We start from the raw sequence: 18,978 nt of genomic DNA, 5'->3' as shown, positions 1-18,978 counted from the left end.
ATGGGTAGCCTAGATTTTATAAAAATATTACAGCTATTGCAAACAGGGAAAATAGCTGGCAAACCTGGTCAGCGGCAATGGACGCGGATCTCTGCTCGAGACTCTGAGCGAGAGCGCTATCAATCTGCTGGATTCACCATGATCGAGTTGCTGGTAGTAATTATAATCATCGGAGTATTAAGCGCGATCGCAGCGCCAAGCTGGCTTGGCTTTCTGAATCGTCAACGAGTGAATGCTGTTAACGATGCCGCCTTAAATGCCCTTCGAGAAGCCCAGCGAGAGGCTAAAAGAACAAAGCGCGATTATAGTGTCAGTTTTAAAACTGAAGGTCAAGTTCCGAAGATGGTCGTTCATCGTGGTGATGTTACCGCCCCTAATATTCCCCTCAATGAGTGGAAGAAGTTAGGGGAAAACCAAGACATCAAACCAGGACAAATTTTACTTTACACCAACATCAGCACTCCTAACAAAGCTCCCGTTGGTGGTGTCATCAGCTATGCTCCAACAACTGCGAAAACAATTACTTTTAATTATCAGGGTACTTTACCCCAGGATGCCGACACAGGTTTAACTATCGCAGTGGCTACAGCCAATAGTAGTTATACAGCGCCTACAGGACCCAAGCGGTGCGTCAAGGTGACAACTTTATTGGGGGCAATCCAAGCTGCGACAGATGATAACTGCCCTAGTTAATGGCTAGAAATATAGCTAATTAAAAATCAGCGAAGGTACGGAATTCAAAATACCTCCCCGAAGAGAAAACTTGAGAAGTTGGGCGCGGATTTTTTGGAATATAGGTAATTTCCAAAAGACTGCAACAGTTAATCGCTGGATTTACGCCAATAGAGAGTTTAGTAATAATTTTGATTATTTGGAATATTGAGCGCTATCGCTACTGGAAAAAATACTGACTAAAACCAATAGTAAATTACAAAAATCAGCAAAGATACGGAACTCAAAAGACACATCAAACAAGGAAACTTGAGAAATTGGGTGTGTCTTTTTAGTATCTAGCTAATGCGTAAAAAGTTATCTAATTGCTCCAGCGGCGGGTTCACGCTAATAGAGAGTTTAGTAGTAATTTTAATAATCGGGATCTTGAGCGCGATCGCTGCCCCTAGTTGGTTAGGATTTCTCAATGCCCAACATCTCAGAACAGCACAAGACCAAGTTTACCGCGCGATGAGAGAAGCCCAAAGCAATGCTAAGCGTGACAAAGTTGCTTGGGAAGCCAGCTTTCAAGAACAAAATGGGGTCGTTCAGTGGGCAGTTAATCGTGCCGGTATTAACCCCAGCCCCGGACAATGGCAGAATTTTGAGCAAAATATTCAAATAGACGCTCCTAATACCACCTTAGCTTCACAGTCATTAGGTAGTCCGCGCCGAGTCCGGTTTGACTATAGAGGTTGCGTAATCATGAATCCGCAAGAGAACTTATATCTGGCAAGGGTAACGCTGAACATTAAGAATGGTGGGGAAGTCAAACGGTGTGTATTTGTTTCCACTCTTCTGGGAGCGATGCGAACAGCGCAAGATAAAAGTTGCAAAGTGTAATCTATGCGATCGCAATTATCGCTCGGTAGTAGGGAATGCGATCGCATCGAGATTCTTGTTCCCAGAACGGTTGTCTGGGAACAAGAAACCCTACTATCCCTGAGACAGCCAAGACTGCATCGCGGCTGCTGTCGTCTGCCGGTCAAGCTTCAAAATCAGCACTCCCAGCGGTGGCAAGCATAAGTCTAGCGAGTAAGGACGAGTGTGGAACGACCACTCATCCGTCCACTTACCGCCTAAATTGCCCATGTTACTCCCACCGTACTCGCGGGCATCGCTGTTAAACAGTTCGGTATAGAATCCTGGTTCGGGGACACCTACACGATAGTGACTATGCGGCTGAGGAGTAAAATTGCACACTGTGATAATAAACTCCTCCGAATCTTTCGCTCTGCGGATAAACGCGACCACGCTATGCCGGTTGTCGCTGCAATCAATCCACTCAAAGCCTTCTTGAGCAAAATCCTGAGTAAAAAGAGCTGATTCGCTGCGGTAGACATGGTTGAGTTCACTCATAAACCGCTTCAGTTTTTGATGCGACTCATGCTGCAACAAATGCCACTCTAAGTCACCCCAGACATTCCACTCACTCCACTGCCCAAACTCCATGCTCATAAATAGAGTTTTCTTGCCTGGGTGAGTAAACATAAAGGCGAATAAGCAGCGGACATTCGCTAACTTCTGCCACTCATCCCCCGGCATCTTACCAATGATATTACTCTTGCCGTGAACTATCTCATCATGAGATAGGGCCAACATGAAGTTCTCGCTGTGGTTGTACCACATACTGAAAGTAATATTGTTCTGGTGGAACTGACGGAACCAGGGGTCCATGTGGAAATAGTCCAGCATGTCGTGCATCCAGCCCATGTTCCACTTCAAATTAAAGCCCAGTCCTCCTACGTAAGTAGGCCAAGACACCATAGGCCAGGAAGTTGACTCTTCTGCAATCGACAAGGTACCAGGGTAATAACTGAAAATTGCATGATTCGCCTGACGCAGAAAATCAGCCGCCTCAATGTTTTCTCTGCCGCCGTACTGGTTAGGCAACCATTCCCCAGGCTCGCGGCAATAATCTAAGTAAAGCATCGACGCCACAGCATCCACACGAATTCCATCAATGTGGTATTTGTCAAACCAGAACAGGGCGTTGGCAACCAGGAAGTTCCGCACTTCATTGCGGTTGTAGTTAAAGACTAGAGTGCCCCACTCCTTGTGTTCGCCTTTGCGGGGGTCGGCGTGTTCGTAAAGGTGAGTGCCATCGAAGAAGGCGAGACCGTGACCATCTTTGGGGAAGTGACCCGGAACCCAGTCCACTAGCACCCCAATCTCGTTCTGGTGGCACTGGTCAATAAAATACATGAAGTCCTCAGGTGTCCCAAAACGGGAAGTGCAGGCATAGTACCCTGTTACCTGATACCCCCAAGAGCCATCATAAGGATGCTCAGCGACTGGCAATAATTCAATATGAGTAAATCCCAGCTCTTTAACGTAAGGAATTAGCCGTTCTGCCAGTTCCCGGTAGGTGAGGAAACGCGCTCCTGGTTTGTAGTCAGAGACGACTACCACTGGCTCTGTCTCTCCATTGGACAACCGTGGCGGTTCAGCAGAGGAAGCGTGCAGCCAAGACCCTAGATGAACTTCATAGACAGAGATAGGATGGGTGAGCGGGTCGGTGTGGCGGCGCTTTTCCATCCAATCTTGGTCATTCCATTGGTAGGAATCTAAGTCAGTGACAATCGATGCTGTTTTAGGACGCACTTCATGCTGGAAGCCGTAGGGATCGGATTTTTCGTAAATGTGACCGTCGGCGTTTTTGATTTCATATTTATAGTGTTCCCCAACGCCCAAACCTGGGATGAACATTTCCCAGATGCCGGTGGAACCTTTACGCATTTGATGTTTGCGACCATCCCAGTTATTAAAATCCCCCAAGACAGAAGCGTTGCGGGCATTGGGTGCCCAAACTGCAAAATAAACTCCTGTTACCCCATCAATTTCCGTTGCATGGGCACCTAGTTTCTCATAGATGCGATGATGATTCCCTTCTGCAAACAGGTGTAAGTCAAACTCTGTCAGGTGGGGAGAGCGGAAGGCATAGGGGTCGTAGATAACACGCTCGTGTTCCCCTTCTTGAATCCGCAGCTGATAGTTTGCCAGTTCTGGCATCTCAATGGTGCATTCAAAAAAATGAGGGTGATGCACTGCTTGCATGGGATATTCTGTCCGTTCTTGGGGGCAAACTACCCACGCGGCGTTGGCATTGGGTAGGTAGGCTCGCACTGCCCAGACGGTTTTGCCATTTTGCTGAATGGGATGGGCACCCAGAATTTCAAATGGGTCTTGATGTTGATTCCAAACAATCCGCTCAATCTGTTCGGGGGCGATGGTCATGGACATAAACCTATTTATCTAAAGGTCTTGAATGAATGGGTTCTCGATAGGGCTTTTTGGACGCGCACGTGTGTTGCGATCGCCCGTATCGTTGGCTTAAGGCGATCGCGTAGCGTCTGCCCTAAGCCTGAAAGTCTTCCCGTAAGGTAGGGCTATAGCAGCTAGCGGTTGAAGAACGAGCATCTCCCTCTGGTTAACAGCACTTTAATATTTATATACATTTTTTGTTTTTTGTATATTTTGTCATCGGTAGCAGGACACAGTTGTTTCTTCTAGTTAGGACAATGTCAATAAAAGTGCATCGTCATCTAGCGTGAAACTGGCTGTTTTTAGAGTTATTGAAATTTACGTCTTCATCTGAGTATTGAGTTAAGAGTCGGAGCAAGCAAGTAGGTAAAGTAAACAAAGGCAGCTTTTAAGTAGGGTGTACGCAGTTTATGATAGCGACTTGCTTAGGCAAACGTTTTTCGCGTTGCCATCACTGTCCCAGGAACGCGAACATTTATAACAGTTACCGCATGCAAAGCAGAAAAATTAATCGCTAGAATGCGGGATTTATTTGGGCGTGGGGATACCAAAGGTACGTAGCAGCCGCCGCACCCGGAGCAGAAAAACTAATTCTCGCAGTTTGGGATTTACCTGGGATGTTGCAGCAGGACGGGTTTGCAGAGCGTTCTGCAATTGGGCATACTCAGCAGCCGTGAGTTGCTTGCCGTCGATAGGCGATCGCGCTTCCGTAATAATCTCCGTCCGCAATACTTCCTCAGGAGTATCCTCCGGTGGTGGCAGTCCCCTAGCAGGCATCACCCCCAGCAGTTGAAATGAAAATTGCAAAATCCATAGTGAAATAATGGGCTTTTTCATTTCTATTTTTAATTTTCAGTGTATTTTTAATTTTTAATTTTTAATTTCCCAATCCGGGGGGTAGTGGTTCCCGACAAAGAAGGTGAATCCGCTCAATGCGCTCAAACAACCAAGGATAATCTTCTCGGTATTGAGGAATCAGCGCCAGAGGACTCAGTAAAGCGGCTGCGGCGATGTCTGCAACACTTAAGCGATCGCCCACCAGGTAGAGGCTATTCTGCCAGCGACTGGATAACAGTTCCATTGCTACCTTCAGCCGATTTGCTGCCAGTTCCACCGCCGCCTGATTAATTCCATATTGCCGCCGCACCACCTGAATCACCAGCTGACTAGACGGCGAAGGGTCGATTTGCTTACCAGCACCGGCACGAAAATCATAGTAAACAAAGCGAGTCGCCGTGCCGATACTTTCATCCAGCCAATCTTCCAGCATCAAGGCTTCTGTCTGTAGTTGGCGATCCGGTAACGATAGCGCTGGTTCTGGGCGATAGCGATCTAGAAATTGTAAAATCTGCGTCGAGTCAGCGATCGCTTGCACTTCCTGCCGCGTCCCTGACGGGATGGCTTCGCTGACTCCCTGCATATCTTCTGCCTCTAACAAAAGCACCGGCACTGTCGTGAGTCCGGTGATTGGCTTGAGTTTGAGGATATGTAGCCCTGGGGTTAAATTTTCAACCTGATAAGCAATTTGCTTATAACCTAGCCCCAGTCTTGCTTTCCGACAATAGTGAGAAGTACTAAATTGCAGTAGTCGCATTTAATGCCAAAGCCGCCTACCGCAACAACAGATAAACATAGTCAGACCTTACTCCGACTCTAGGTGAGCCAACTAATGCTTGTGATCCCAGTTGTTTTCGTCAGTCAGTTGTTGCCAACATAACAGTTGTCCTGGGTGTCAATATTGACTCAGATAGTAGTAGATACCCAGTGAATGTGTGAGGAGCAATTACCAGATCGGGGTTCAGATGTTTTAGAACTCACTACTAACTTTCATACCCGTCGATTCGGTATGAATCCCTTTCAGGAGAAGTAAGGAGCGAAAACCAGCTCCTTAAGGAGACTTTGTGGGCGCTGGGCTAGTAGTCGTTCCACCAGTCGTTCCACCAGTCGTTGGAGATGTGGTAGGAGAAGGGCTAGTAGTACTATCACTCGGTCCTTCCTGACAAGCTCCCAAGGTGGTAGCCAAGCCGAGAACTAAAAGCAGACTCACTATTTTTTTGTTCATACACTCCTCTTTAAGAGATTGCAACCAAAGGAATCGTTTGCTATTTAATCACAATATTGCGGTTTTTGCTTAGACGCTCCCGCAGGTGAAATCTGGAATTCTTGGTTTCACCAGTCCTCTTAGCCAGTTTTGGGTATTCCAAAAGAGTGAGGTTCCTTGCTCCCAAGCTTGAATTCCGGTGCGCCCCACCGTATTCTTCGGATTTCGTACTTAGGAAAGAATACTCTCGTACTGCTGGATTCACACTCACTCTTGGGAGTGATATTGCTTTGAGTTTTTTTCAATTTCTTTTTTAGCAGAAGCCTCGGAAAAACAGAGCAAACTTTACCAGCAAGTGGTAATTTTGTCTATCCGCGACTTTTCGAGGATTTCCACATCGGGAGCGAATTTAGTTTTCTCAGTCAAAGCAACGGAATGAAGCTAAAAAATCAACCTTTATGGAGATGTGGAGACTCACTATCAGTTATTCTGAATACAATTTCTAACCAAAGTGACTGATAAACTAACATGGCTTACCAATTGCTAGTGATTTGACAACAGGACGATTGACCGCTGCCTAAAATTTTTACCAAACTAGACGCGCAAGAAGAGTTCAAGGGAGGCGGCGTGTTTCCGCTTGTGGCTTATACCAGCAAATTATTTCCAGCCTGGATTCAGTACCCGCGAAAGCATTGGGCACTGCTACAGAAAATTGTGGATCGCATCCGCAACTCGTTGGAGTTGCAAGTGGTGCTGCAAACGGCAGTGGACGAAATTGCCACGTTGCTACACCTAGATAGGTGTTGTTTTTTGTGGTATTTCGAGGATACCAAGCGGGTACAAGTTGTCTGCGAGCGGATCAATGGAGAGCAAAAGAATTCTCAACTGGGGTACCATCCCTTAGAAACTTTTGGCGCAGTGGAGAGTGCGATCGCTTCTGGGAAATTAATTATCAACAGCCAAACAGCAGGTTCTCACCCGACGACAGGGGGGATGATGAATCGATGGCTTTCCTGGCTAAAGCGAGATAACCAGCAAATCGACACCAGTGGACGCTCCCAAGGGTCTTCTCCCTGGGACAGGGCTAACTTGTTCGTTCCGGTTAAGCGAAAAGAAGGGTGGGTTGGCTTTATTGTCTGTATTTCAGAGCAACCCCGCACCTGGTCAAACTCCGAAATTGAATTTCTGCAAGCGATCGCCCAGCAGCTAGAAATTGCGATTTGTCAAGCTCAGCTTTACGAGCAAACCCAGAAACAGGCTCAAAGAGAGCAACTGGTGAATCAAATTACCAGTCAAACCCGGCAGAGTTTTAACTTGGAAACAATTCTGACCGAAGCGATCGCGCATCTGATGCAGGCGCTGTCAGCAGATCGGTGTCTAGTGCATCTGGTGGAACATAGCGACACTTTGGAAGAGGAGCGAAACCGGGGAGTCGGGAAGCAGCTTGTAGAGACAAAGGCGATCGCGTCTGAAGCCGAGGAGCAAGAAGCAGAGGAGCAAACAGATAAAACTTGCTTATTGCAACCCTTGCCCGCTGACGGTGCCGCTTTTCGGCGGAAATACCTTTTTGAGGTGTGTCGGGAGCCTTTTCCCTCTACCATTGATGATTTTGATACCCACGGGCCACTGACCCAATGGGCGATCCAGCATCGTCAACAAGTGAGTATTCCTGACATCAAGCAAGATCCCCGAATTGGGGAAGCAAACGAAGAGTATCAAAAAGCCCAGATAAAATCTTCCCTGGTCGTGCCAGTACAGGCAAACGGAACACTCAACGCAATTCTTTATCTCAATCAGTGTTCGCATATCCGGTATTGGTCGAAAAATGACCGGACACTTGCCCAAGCGGTTGCCGATCAGCTGGCGATTTCCATTCGACAAGCCAACTTATACGCCCAAACTCAGCAGCAGGCAGTAGAAAGCGCCGCTCAAGCTAAGCAACTGGCCCAAACGCTGATTGAACTGCGGCTAACGCAATCCCAGTTGATTCAAAGTGAAAAAATGTCAAGTCTGGGTCGGATGGTAGCTGGCGTTGCCCACGAAATTAATAATCCAGTGAACTTTATCTACGGCAATATTCCTTATGTGGAAAAGTATGTAGATGACCTGATTCGATTAGTGCGGAGCTATCAAACTTTCTATGTCAATCCAGATGCTGAATTACAAAAGCTCACTGAGGAACTAGAGCTAGATTTCCTCCTGAGAGATTTACCGCGCATTTTGAATTCGATGCAGGCAGGTGCCCAGCGAATTCACGAAATTGTTAAATCATTGCAGAACTTCTCGCGCCATAATCAAGCGTCCCTGAAACCAGTAGATATTCACATCGGGCTGGAAAATACGCTGTTCTTGCTGCACAGTCAGCTGGGCAATGAGATCCAAATAGAGAGAAACTATAGCGACTTGCCTTTAGTGGAGTGTTATCCGAAGCAACTCAATCAAGTTTTCTTGAGTATTCTGATGAATGCGATAGAAGCGCTCAATCGGGGGTTTTCCGAGGACAAAAAAATCACCTTGCGTACCGAATTGGTGCCGGACTGCTCTCCAGGGGTCGCTAGTGTGCGGATTGCGATCGCTGACAATGGGCCAGGAATTCCCCCAGAAATTCAGTCGAAAATCTTTGACCCCTTCTTTACTACGAAAGACGTTGGTCAGGGCAGCGGATTGGGCTTAGCAGTAAGTTATCAAATCATCGTTACCCAACACAAAGGCAAGCTACAATGCCACTCCCAAGTCGGTCAAGGTGCAGAGTTTATTGTTGAAATTCCCTTAATGCCCCCCCAACCGTTGTTAGCGCGGGGTGAGGAGAAGGACGCTAGCATTCCGGAGTCAGCAGTCAGAAACTCGGAAGCAGAAATTTATTCCTCATCCTATCGGGTGGATAACGAGAGCAGCTCTCCAGCAGCTTCCCTCAGCATCCCAAAATCTTACATTCTTCATCCTGGCGAACCTTCTCCTGTTCATCTCAAAGCAATCGCGACGACCTTGCCAAAAGAAGCAATTAGAGAGTGTTAAGCTGTGGTTGCGTCGAAGGTAGCGACTAGGTACACGTTCGCTATCGATTAGCCATCTCGACAAGAATGTTGGATTCGATGCGAGAAAATATGGACTATAGACAGCTCTTGTGTCTAGAGTTTAAATTGATTGGTTTATTGTCCTTTGTCAGTGGTCAACAGTCAGTGGCAAAGCAAACTGACCTTGAGAAGAGAAAAAAACTCATTTCTGACAACTGATACTAATAAAAAGAACTACTTATGGCTGCTGCCCCTCACTCCCTGACTCCAGATCGTCACCGTCCGGATAGAAGAAGCACTGTTTCCTCGCGGCAACCTAGAGGAAAGGCAATACCCCTGCGTTCCGAAAGCGGTTCATCGTCTAGAACCCGTAGCAGAAGCTCCCAACAGCGGGACTTTCAGGCACAGACACCCGCATGGCTGCGATCGCTGGTGACATTGCAGCGCACCTCCAACCTGGTATGTTTCTTCTTGATTGCTAGCACCCTGGGAGTTTATGCCTGGACGGTCTATACTCAGCAGATGTGGAGCCAGGAGTACCGCAAGTTGGAAAATCTGCAACGCAACGAGCGGCAAATGACAGCGGCAAATGAAGCCCTAAAAAATCAGTTGGCTCAAGAAGCTGAGCGTCCGGGTACGGGTTTGGTTGCTCCCAATCCAGCTAACACCATCTTTCTGCCGCCAGCGCCCCAGCGCCAGTCACGGCCCAAGCCAGTGGCAGCTCCTAACTCAGAAACATCCCCAACTACGCCACTAGGCTATTAACGAGGTATGGAAAAGTCAGGAGTCAGCAATCGTAGGTCGCTGCCTACGCAAAAGGTTTCTGGAACTGCTAAAGGGACGAGCGAGTTGAACCAGAATGGAAGTGGAATGCCAGAGTCAGTGAAAAAACTGCCTCGAAAACCCACTCAAAACGGAAAAAGTCGTCAGTCATCAGAACCAAAGCAAGGCGGCGAAAATCGGCAACAGGAGAAGATATCACCACAGCAGTCTTTACCTCAGAAGTCTTTTGATTGGAGCCTATTGCGTTCTCCGTCCTTGTTGCTGGGTACTTCATCCTTACGGTTGCTGCTTGTTTGGCTAATCATGTCTCTGAGCGGGCTAGGGCTGGCGATCAATTTGTATCGCCTACAAGTGGTGCAGGCACCGAGCCTGCTGCAAAAAGCGCGACAGCAGCAGATGGTCTATCTGCGCCCCTTTGTTCCCCGACGCTCGATTGTGGATCGCAGTGGTAACGTTTTGGCAACTGACCGTCCCGCCTATACGCTGTACGCCCATCCAAAGCTGTTTAAACAATCTAAACAGGCAATTGCGACGAAATTGGCGGTGATTTTGGGAGTTTCTGCTGACAATTTGCTTAAGCAGTTCAATCAGCAGGAAAGTGGAATTCGGGTTGCCTACGCCCTAACAGAAGAAGAAGCTGACGATATTTCCCATTTGCGAACCGATGGTTTAGAGCTGATTCAACATTACGCCCGCCTCTATCCCCAGCAGGATCTAGCAGCAGATGTGGTGGGCTACGTGGATGTGGATCATCGCGGTCAGGCGGGTGTGGAATATAGCCAGGAAAATTTACTCACCCGGGCTGTTCGCACCGTTCGACTGAGCCGTGCTGGTAACGGAACGTTGATGCCAGATCACCTGCCCGAAGGATTGCTGCATTTTGATGAGCTGCAACTCCAACTGACAATAGATAATCGCCTGCAACGTGCTGCTCGTTCTGCCCTCAAGCAACAAATGGAATTGTTTAGTGCCAAACGGGGCACTATCATCGTGATGGATGCGCGGGATGGTGCGGTGCTATCGCTGGTTGCAGAGCCGACGTACAACCCGAATGAGTATTCTACATCTGACGTGGGTTTGTTTAAGAACTGGGCGCTGGCAGACCTTTATGAACCGGGTTCGACGTTTAAGCCGCTCAATATAGCGATCGCGCTAGAAGCGGGAGCCATCAAACCCGACACTGTATTCTACGATCGAGGTCAGATTCAGGTAGCTGGCTGGCAGATCAAAAATGCTGAAGAGGGCAGTCACGGTGCCCTGTCGATTTCTCAGATTCTGCAACAGTCGAGCAACGTCGGCATGGTGCAAGTCATCCAACAACTCAAGCCGAGTATCTACTACGGTTGGCTGGAACGGCTGGGGCTGGGGCAAGCGGTTGGTATCGACCTGCCCTTTGAATCACCCGGACAAATGAAAAGCCAAGAGCAGTTTACGTCATCTCGAATTGAACCCGCTACCACCTCCTTTGGTCAGGGCTTTTCTCTCACCCCCATCCATCTGGCTCAGTTGCACGCTGCTCTCGCCAATGGTGGCAAACTGGTAACTCCTCATCTCGTCCGGGGACTCATCGACTCCCAAGGGCAGATGTACTGGCAGCCAACGCTACCCACGCCGCGCCCCGTCTTTTCCCCATCGACGACTCAGACGGTGTTAGAAATGATGGAAGCGGTCGTCACCAAGGGAACCGGGAAAGCGGCGCAAATCCCAGGCTATCGAATAGGAGGGAAAACGGGCACTTCCCAGAAAGCCAGCGCTACTGGGGGATATTCTAGCTCTGCCAGAATCACTAGCTTTGTGGGCATTTTTCCGGTTGATGCTCCCCGCTATGTGGTTCTAGCTGTTGTCGATGAACCGAAGGGCAAGGTCTATGGTTCCACCGTAGCCGCACCTGTAGTGAAATCAGTGATGGAAGCCTTAATTAGCCTTGAGAAAATTCCGCCTTCTGAAATTAAAAATTAAGTAGGAGAGCGTAAAGAAACCTATGTTGAAGCTGTCATTAGTTATTGGTGATAATTCAGAGCTAATAACTAATCGCAACCAACCGTTAGATTAGTTGTGCAAATCTGCTGACCCTTACATTTTTAATTACGAGTGGGGATAACGGCTTGCAGGCGATCGCGCAAAATTTTTATTTAATATGACTTTCTTAATTAGGCTGCCCAAGGTATCCTTAAATAATAGAAATATGTCTGATTTAAATATTAAAAGCTATTTCTTCCTTATCGATTTTATTTTAACAAAAATAAAATAAAAAGTCTATATCGTAGCCCTCAATAATTGTATGTAAAGGCAAGATCCCCGACGGCTGAGAGAAGTCGGGGATTCGGAAATCTAGCATCTCACAATTAAAATAGGATTGCTATCGCAGCCCTAAATGATTTGTGAAGCACCATCCTAAAATAAATTGCGGCTAATCGCTAAAGCCAATTCCGAAGGTGAAATTAAAAAAGAAGAATTAAATCTTACCTCTTTAATTTCTAACTTGGTACTTTTAATTGCGAATTTGACTTCGCTGCACTTGTTCCCACATTTGGTCGCGACTTTGGGACGGTTCCAGACAAGTTAGTCCTTGGCAAACTAACCCGACCGCACCTGATGGCAGATTTGACTCCGCCGTCGATACTGTTGTAGGCAGATATTGAGCAACTAAAGGAGTTAGGTGGTCGATAGTAGTGCGAACCAGTGTACAGTGATGATACCAATCCAGGGCGGTAAACAAACTCGGACAAGCTTGAGGTGACTGATGCATCACACTGCTGAAGGCTTGCAAAGCTTGTTCGCTGCGGTCGAGATAGGTAAGATTTTCAGTGAGTAAAGCCAGACGCACTAAGTTAGCGATCGCAATCCCATTCGCCGCTGGGGTGGCATTATCTACATAGCTGCGTTCCCGCACTAACAGATCGCTACTGGCATCGCTGGCGGTGTTATAGTATCCACCCAGTTCCACACTCCAGAGGAATTCGTCAAATTCTTCTTGAAGGGCGATCGCTTTCTCCATCCAGAAACTAGCGTGAGTTACTTGGTGCAAATCAAGCAGCGCTTTAATAAACAAAGCGTAATCTTCCGACTGCGCTAGTATCGAAGGTTTTCCGTCGTAGTTGAGACGATGGAAACGCCCCTCTACCCACTGACAATCCAAAATGAAATTAGCCGCTTTTCCAGCTAAGGACAGATATTCTTCCTTCCCAAATACCCCGTAAGCTCTGGCTAAACCTGAAATCATCAGGCTATTCCAAGCCACAATCATTTTAGTATCCGTTACTGGCGGAATTCGACCCGACCAATTGCCAGTTTTTGCCTCGTGGTTATTGCGGGCGGGAGGAAAGGTTTCTAGGGCGGCGGGTGGCGTACCGTAACGCGCTTCAAATAGCTTTGCGAGTGCCGTTTCTACTGTTTCGCTCAAAATACCTGGATGGCGGCGCTGCAAGACATTGAGACCTTCAAAGTTGCCTCCTGGCGTCACGGTAAATTGCAGTTGAATTTCCTCTAACTCCTCTGGAGTCAGCAATTCGACTACTTCAGGATACGTCCAGATATAAAATGCCCCTTCCTCGGGTTCTGCTTCCTCTGCATGGGTAAAATTATCCGCGTCTTGGGCAGCATAGAAGTACCCCTCCGGTGCCGTCATTTCTCGCTTTAGCCATTGAAATGTGCCTGCGATCGCTCTTTCAAATGCCGGTTCTTGTATCCCAGCACTCCACAAATCAGCCAGATACTCCACGATCTGACCATTGTCATAGAGCATTTTTTCAAAATGCGGTACCGTCCAAGTCGGATCGACCGTGTAGCGGTGAAAACCGCCGCCTACATGGTCGTAAATCCCGCCCAGTGCTAAATCTAAACCGCGCTGGGTACACGCCTGCTTGGCGTCGTATTTGGATTCAAAATTAAATCGAATTGCTCGCAGCGCCAACTCGGCATAGGGCATCATTGGGAAACTAGCGCCATGTTCGCTAGAAGCCACTATCCCGGTATTCGTTTCTAACCCCTGCTGTAGCAAATCCTTGTTGGTCAAGGCAGGTTTTAAACCCGTCCCCATACTTGGTCGCAGAATGGCTGCTTGCTGGAGATGACCCAGAAGTTCTTCTTTTACCGCGTGCAACTTCGCTTTGTCTGTATCGTAGTAACCACGAATCGCTTGTAGCACTTGTAAAAATCCGGGACGCCCGTAGCGCGGTTCTACCGGAAAATATGTACCGCCATAAAACGGCACCCGATCCTCAGGAGAGAGAAAGACATTCAAGGGCCAACCGCCTTGACCTACCATCATCTGTAACGCCTGCATATAAATACTATCAATGTCAGGTCGTTCTTCCCGGTCTACCTTGATCGGGATAAAGTTAGCGTTCATGTACTCTGCGATCGCCTGGTCGGAAAACGCTTCTCCTTCCATCACCGTACACCAGTGGCAGCTGGAGTAGCCAATCGATAGGAAAATTGGCTTATTGTCCCGCTTGGCAGCTTCTAGGGCTTCTTCACTCCAAGGCCACCAGTCGATGGGATTTTCAGCGTGTTTGCGGAGGTACAGACTTTCAGCTTGATTGAGGCGATTGGTCATGGGGCTAATAGCAGAACTCGATATGAGTACGTTTTCACCCCTAGCAGTTTAGCGTGATGAATGGAGCGATCGCTCCATCCCACGCTAGATTCTGGTCAATCGTGGCTGGGTGAGTACATTAGTTAACCGAACCTTTGAGCGAAGCGTTATTTTCTTTAATTTCGATATCGTTTATTTTTAAACGTCCCAATTCCAGTTCCAGTTTCAATCTTTGTTCAATTTTCTCTTGAGGAATTCCCAGCCGCTGGGAAAGTTCTGCTGTCGTAAAACTCAAATTCCCCACTTTTATTTTTGTTTGTTCTTCAAGTTTTAATTGCCCATTTTCTACCCTTGGCTTACCTTCCACACCAATATAAACTTCTTTCTCTTCTAAAAAAGGGAATGTTTTTATAACTTTTTCTAACAATTCTTTCTCTTGTTGATTCAGTTCTTCTTTGGGAACTTCTGAGACATTGAATACAACCCCGCTTTCTACCTGACCATTCTTGATGGTTGTATTGAGACCCTTGGTAGATGCCAGTAACTTACTGGTGTTTTTATCTTTAGCAATTGTTGAAATTACCAAATCATTCACTTCATGTTCGCTCAAATCAATTTCTATATTTTGAGTGCCTAATTCCGCTTGCGGGTTTTCGGTAATTTTATCAATAGCAGTTTTTTCATCACCTCCATCGCGTCTGCCTAGTTTTGTTGGCAATCCTTGGCTAGCCCCAATGCTATTTTCTATTTTGGCATCAACATTTCTTTGCAATCTGTCTTTGACTGTTTGGACTTCAGCTTCATTGCGAAAGTTAATTTGCCTAACTTGGGAATTTGTAGCTTTTTCTTTGCTAATATACCATTCAGGAAGTTGGGTTGCCTGTTTCCAGTAATAATAAACTACTGAAAAAGAACTCAGGGCTAACAACAAAAATAGAAAAATGCTTTTTTTCATATTTAACTCAATTTCCTTTTGTCACAAAATCTGATATTGATATATAAAGATTTTATTCTTCTTTATAAAAAAATTAGGTTCTTTTCTTTTTTAGGGTTCTTTATGCTTTTGGCGTTGAATAACATTGCCTGGTTCGCGGGAAGCACAGGGATGAGAAAAAGAAAAGCACCCCAGCCGCTATAGCTTGCGTAGATTATAGATGCCGCCCCTATCCAAGCGAGCAACTAGAGCGCTAGGACAGGGGTGCTAGGAGCGTGCTAAGAGCAACACCGCTTCGCTACCGCGCCTACCAATAACTTCCATCAATTAAAGCATCCTATCTCTGGCTTGATTGATGGAGGGGGCGATCGAGGCGCTGTTGGTACAAACAGACAAAAAACTCAATTTCTTGTCGGGCACTTTGTTGGAGTGGTGTAGGAAGAGAATCCGCTAACACGGTAAAAGGTTCTGTGACACTTTCGAGTAAATCGTAGATTTCTTCTAAAGGTACATCCTGATATTGCCGTGTCTGTGCAGCCAGTGCTGCTGTTGGCGTTAAGTCAATCTTCTGTTGAGCGATCGCTTCTAAATCTTTAAATTGCACGGTCATATCGAGCAACTCCTTTGTTAATAAGGACGCATCTGTACAGAAGTCGATCCAGTCAACTCCCCATTAGCGTTGGGTTGAGCAGTTGAGAGCGAGCGCGGTGTCTGAATTGTGGTTGGGACGCTTAGTGCTGCGATTACATTGAGCAACAAGGTGATCGTGGCGGCTTGCAGAAGTCTTTTAGGCATGACTCGGTTCCCTCCATCCCCGAATAGTTCTAACAGTACGATTTGCTATAGCGATCGCACTTCGTCCCATTGATTCACCCAGTTGGGCGATTGTTTCCTGACGAAGACAACCAGCAAGATGCGATCGCTGTTGAAAAACCGAACCCCAGAGGACACAACGACAAAACACCCCTACCCTTTCAGTGCTACCGACGGGTTTTCCCTGATGTTCTACATTCCAGCCGACAAGCCCAATCCACCTGCTGCAAGCGCACCTTCTCGCTAGGGTTGTATCGGTAGTATTTCCAGCACCCGGTACTTTCTCCTACAATCGCTAAAATTAAGAAAAATCACCCGAAAAAGCAGACTCCATGATTCCTACCGTTATTGAACAATCAGGTCGTGGCGAACGTGCCTTTGATATCTACTCCCGGCTCCTCCGGGAACGCATCATCTTCCTGGGACAACAGGTTGATTCCGACCTTGCCAACTTAATCGTGGCTCAGCTGCTGTTTCTAGACGCTGAAGATCCAGAGAAAGACGTTTACCTGTATATCAACTCTCCCGGTGGTTCCGTCACCGCAGGTATGGGCATTTTTGACACGATGAATCAAATCCGCCCGGATGTTTGCACCATCTGCCTCGGATTAGCCGCTAGTATGGGCGCTTTCCTCCTCAGCGCGGGTGCTAAAGGCAAGCGGATGAGTCTGCCTCATTCCCGGATCATGATCCACCAGCCTCTCGGCGGCGCTCAAGGTCAAGCCACCGATATTGAGATTCAAGCCAAGGAAATCCTGTACCACAAAAGACAGCTGAACGAATATCTGGCTAAACACACAGGTCAGCCCATCGAGCGGATTGAGGAAGATACCGAACGCGATTTCTTTATGTCGGCAGAGGAAGCCAAGGACTACGGTTTGATCGATCAGGTGATTAAACGCAGTCCCTCTGCTACCCGCACAGCCGTTGCAGCGGTATAGAGAACTAAAAGTTAACGGACGTGCAATTTCTGGTTAGCCCCTCCATCGAGCGGGGCTTGGGAGGATCGAGTCAAGCAAATGTTGTGAGCTCCCCTCAGGAACATAGATTAAATAACTTACGCTCGTTCACGTTCTGTAGGGACATGGCAATGCTATGTCCCTACTACGCAAAAATGGGAGGTTAATCAATCCACGAGCATTCGCTCCCGATTGATTGAGGGAGAAATACAGAAAATTACACATCCCGTCAATAAAAAATGGAGCTTCCCCCATTTTTTATTGACAATGTTGCTCAGTTACTTTTCCGGTGTTGGGAGAGATTCAAGATAATGCAAGAAATCCAGCAATTGTTCCTGATTCAGCTCCGAACGACCTCGCTTACCGTAGGTTCGCTTCAGATAATCTTTTCCTTGCTCAGCAGTCCAGCGCAAACGCTTAATTTCTACCGTCGTTCTAGCCATCGCTTCGGATAAGTCCATCTCCTCAGCAGCAGAACTTGTGCTGCCGATAGTCATATCCATCGGACTGGGCTGAATAACCTCTTCGCTAGCGTGATAACCAGGCGATGAGATCATTGGCTGATTATGCTGGCTGCTAAACAAGCCTCCCGACATTTCTTCGGGTGTCTCGATCGCAGCATCATCCCCATAAAGCTCAGTATGGGCAGGGGAATACTCTTCTGCAAACGGGACATCCTGATTCGATAGCACGACGGGAGGTGGTGAAGCAGCTTCTTTTTGTCCCCGATCTGAGAAGGACATTCCAGCCATATCATTGAAGCTGACTGGATCGGAATACAGCCGATTTGGGCTTGGCTGCGAGGGGCTTTCTGACGGAATGACCGTTTCGCGTCTGGGGTTTGCGATCGCCCCGACTGGCACCTCAACCGCAACAGTCTGTGTAATCTGAGCATCAGACTGCGTAACAGGCGCGTTACTTTGGGTAGAACTTCCAGCCGGAATTCCCAAACAGTTCAACGCTCTGGCTGTTGCCTTGTCTTCTGCCAGCTCAATCTCACCGGCTGCTGCCAAACCTGTCGCTAGGATGACACCTTCGACTTGAACAGCGGCTTTGACCACGTACTTTCCTTCATGAATGGTTAGTAACTCAGTGGTCAGGCTGCCTAAGGGATAACGAACTCGGAATTGAGAAAACATAATACTCCACGCCACCCAAACCTAGTCGGGTTTTTTGGCTCCCATCAACGTTAAGTATAGTACGCCCCCTGAAAAACGATTTTAGAGAAGGTACCGCAAGAAACTAAAATAATTAGAGACTGTTCATCGGTATGGTATAAAACCATTCCCTACTGCCCGCTACGCTCGCAAGTGACCGAGTCCGTTTCACAGTGGTTGGCTTGAGAAAAGGCAGTCAGACAAAGTGCTTGTCGTCGCTTTTGTCGTCAAGCACCTGAACAGAGAAAGCACTGGTTGCTGCCAGGCGCTGGTTGCATCCGGAGTTCTTGTTCGGGACATCTGCTTGATATTCGCAAAGGCGGGCTGAAGGAGGGATGGTTGCCTGACGATGTTCCCTTGACGCTCAACTGTGGACTGTAGATTAAAGACGACCAACCGTGGACTATAGACTACCAAACGCAGCCGTCTGTTGTCCAAAATCTGTAAAAAGACAAAATTTTGTTTGTTTACAAAGTCTAAAATCGATAGTCCAAAATCTTCCGCTCGCGTAGTGTATGCCGCGATTAACTGCGACTCCTCGCATAGCGTATATCGCGATATGCATCTCCTCGTGTAGCGCTAAGAAGGCTAGAGCATCGCGTTCGATGACGATGACAATGTTTCGCTTACTGTAGGGTGAGAACCGGGCCACCTAGTAGTTAACCATAGAGATTATGACAGGCTAGGAGTTGGATAGAGACGCTTGAACTTTGTGCGAGCATCGACTGTAGAAAAGCGCCAATTGACAGTCGCTTGGTTTTGATT

15 protein-coding genes and 1 pseudogene are annotated in these 18,978 nt (G+C 47.4%); 7 read left to right on the top strand and 9 right to left on the bottom strand.

Annotation, left to right across the window (positions count from 1 at the left end):
• Positions 1 to 693: a prepilin-type N-terminal cleavage/methylation domain-containing protein gene (locus tag NDA03_RS18560; RefSeq protein WP_348238813.1), complete on the top strand. Its 693-nt coding sequence runs from the start codon at positions 1 to 3 to the stop codon at positions 691 to 693.
• Between the two features lie 324 nt (positions 694 to 1,017).
• Entirely contained in the window at positions 1,018 to 1,554 is a 537-nt protein-coding gene (locus NDA03_RS18555; protein ID WP_190410648.1) for a type II secretion system protein, read from the top strand.
• A 93-nt stretch (positions 1,555 to 1,647) separates the two neighbouring features.
• Here NDA03_RS18555 and glgB read toward each other — a convergent pair whose 3' ends face one another.
• The 4 genes from glgB to NDA03_RS18535 form a co-directional block, all read right to left on the bottom strand.
• Complete coding sequence (gene glgB, locus NDA03_RS18550) at positions 1,648 to 3,954, bottom strand: 1,4-alpha-glucan branching enzyme (protein ID WP_348238812.1); 2,307 nt, start codon at positions 3,952 to 3,954, stop codon at positions 1,648 to 1,650.
• Between the two features lie 549 nt (positions 3,955 to 4,503).
• Entirely contained in the window at positions 4,504 to 4,812 is a 309-nt protein-coding gene (locus NDA03_RS18545) for a hypothetical protein (protein ID WP_190410650.1), read from the bottom strand.
• A gap of 40 nt (positions 4,813 to 4,852) precedes the next feature.
• The gene (locus tag NDA03_RS18540) at positions 4,853 to 5,569 is read right to left on the bottom strand and encodes a glutathione S-transferase family protein (RefSeq protein WP_348238811.1); all 717 of its coding nucleotides are present in this window, start codon (positions 5,567 to 5,569) and stop codon (positions 4,853 to 4,855) included.
• A gap of 294 nt (positions 5,570 to 5,863) precedes the next feature.
• Positions 5,864 to 6,037, bottom strand: a complete 174-nt coding sequence (locus NDA03_RS18535) for a hypothetical protein (protein ID WP_190410652.1) — start codon at positions 6,035 to 6,037, stop codon at positions 5,864 to 5,866.
• A 606-nt stretch (positions 6,038 to 6,643) separates the two neighbouring features.
• Here NDA03_RS18535 and NDA03_RS18530 point away from each other — a divergent pair.
• The 3 genes from NDA03_RS18530 to NDA03_RS18520 all read left to right on the top strand — a co-directional run bounded on the left by NDA03_RS18530 (position 6,644) and on the right by NDA03_RS18520 (position 11,772).
• A complete protein-coding gene (locus tag NDA03_RS18530) occupies positions 6,644 to 9,031 on the top strand; it encodes a GAF domain-containing protein (protein WP_348238810.1) in 2,388 nt (795 codons plus the stop codon).
• Positions 9,032 to 9,270: 239 nt separating this feature from the next.
• Complete coding sequence (locus NDA03_RS18525) at positions 9,271 to 9,795, top strand: hypothetical protein (RefSeq protein WP_242031517.1); 525 nt, start codon at positions 9,271 to 9,273, stop codon at positions 9,793 to 9,795.
• A gap of 321 nt (positions 9,796 to 10,116) precedes the next feature.
• Positions 10,117 to 11,772, top strand: coding sequence for a penicillin-binding protein 2 (locus tag NDA03_RS18520; RefSeq protein ID WP_348238855.1), 1,656 nt, complete (start codon positions 10,117 to 10,119; stop codon positions 11,770 to 11,772).
• 532 nt (positions 11,773 to 12,304) lie between these two features.
• Here the strand turns inward: NDA03_RS18520 and NDA03_RS18515 are convergent.
• From NDA03_RS18515 to NDA03_RS18500, 4 genes are all read right to left on the bottom strand, one after another.
• Complete coding sequence (locus NDA03_RS18515; protein ID WP_348238809.1) at positions 12,305 to 14,371, bottom strand: thioredoxin domain-containing protein; 2,067 nt, start codon at positions 14,369 to 14,371, stop codon at positions 12,305 to 12,307.
• A gap of 118 nt (positions 14,372 to 14,489) precedes the next feature.
• Entirely contained in the window at positions 14,490 to 15,305 is an 816-nt protein-coding gene (locus NDA03_RS18510; RefSeq protein ID WP_190679005.1) for a hypothetical protein, read from the bottom strand.
• A gap of 316 nt (positions 15,306 to 15,621) precedes the next feature.
• Positions 15,622 to 15,894 (bottom strand): hypothetical protein, encoded by a 273-nt coding sequence (locus tag NDA03_RS18505; RefSeq protein WP_190410656.1) that lies wholly within the window; start codon positions 15,892 to 15,894, stop codon positions 15,622 to 15,624.
• 17 nt (positions 15,895 to 15,911) lie between these two features.
• Complete coding sequence (locus NDA03_RS18500; protein WP_190410657.1) at positions 15,912 to 16,079, bottom strand: hypothetical protein; 168 nt, start codon at positions 16,077 to 16,079, stop codon at positions 15,912 to 15,914.
• A gap of 69 nt (positions 16,080 to 16,148) precedes the next feature.
• Between NDA03_RS18500 and NDA03_RS18495 the strand changes: the two genes are divergently transcribed.
• Together NDA03_RS18495 and clpP are read left to right on the top strand one after the other, a co-directional pair.
• Positions 16,149 to 16,358 (top strand): hypothetical protein, encoded by a 210-nt coding sequence (locus NDA03_RS18495; protein WP_190428772.1) that lies wholly within the window; start codon positions 16,149 to 16,151, stop codon positions 16,356 to 16,358.
• Between the two features lie 68 nt (positions 16,359 to 16,426).
• A pseudogene (gene clpP, locus NDA03_RS18490) lies at positions 16,427 to 17,038 on the top strand (ATP-dependent Clp endopeptidase proteolytic subunit ClpP); the annotation flags it as partial.
• Positions 17,039 to 17,334: 296 nt separating this feature from the next.
• Here clpP and NDA03_RS18485 read toward each other — a convergent pair.
• A complete protein-coding gene (locus NDA03_RS18485) occupies positions 17,335 to 18,195 on the bottom strand; it encodes a hypothetical protein (RefSeq protein ID WP_348238808.1) in 861 nt (286 codons plus the stop codon).
• Between the last annotated feature and the right edge of the window lie 783 nt (positions 18,196 to 18,978).

Origin of the sequence: Trichocoleus sp. Lan (assembly GCF_039961855.1) — a bacterium.
GTDB lineage: Bacteria > Cyanobacteriota > Cyanobacteriia > Cyanobacteriales > FACHB-T130 > FACHB-T130.
The sequence above is the reverse complement of the archived record's forward strand: the minus strand, read 5'-3'. Positions and strand labels throughout refer to the sequence as shown.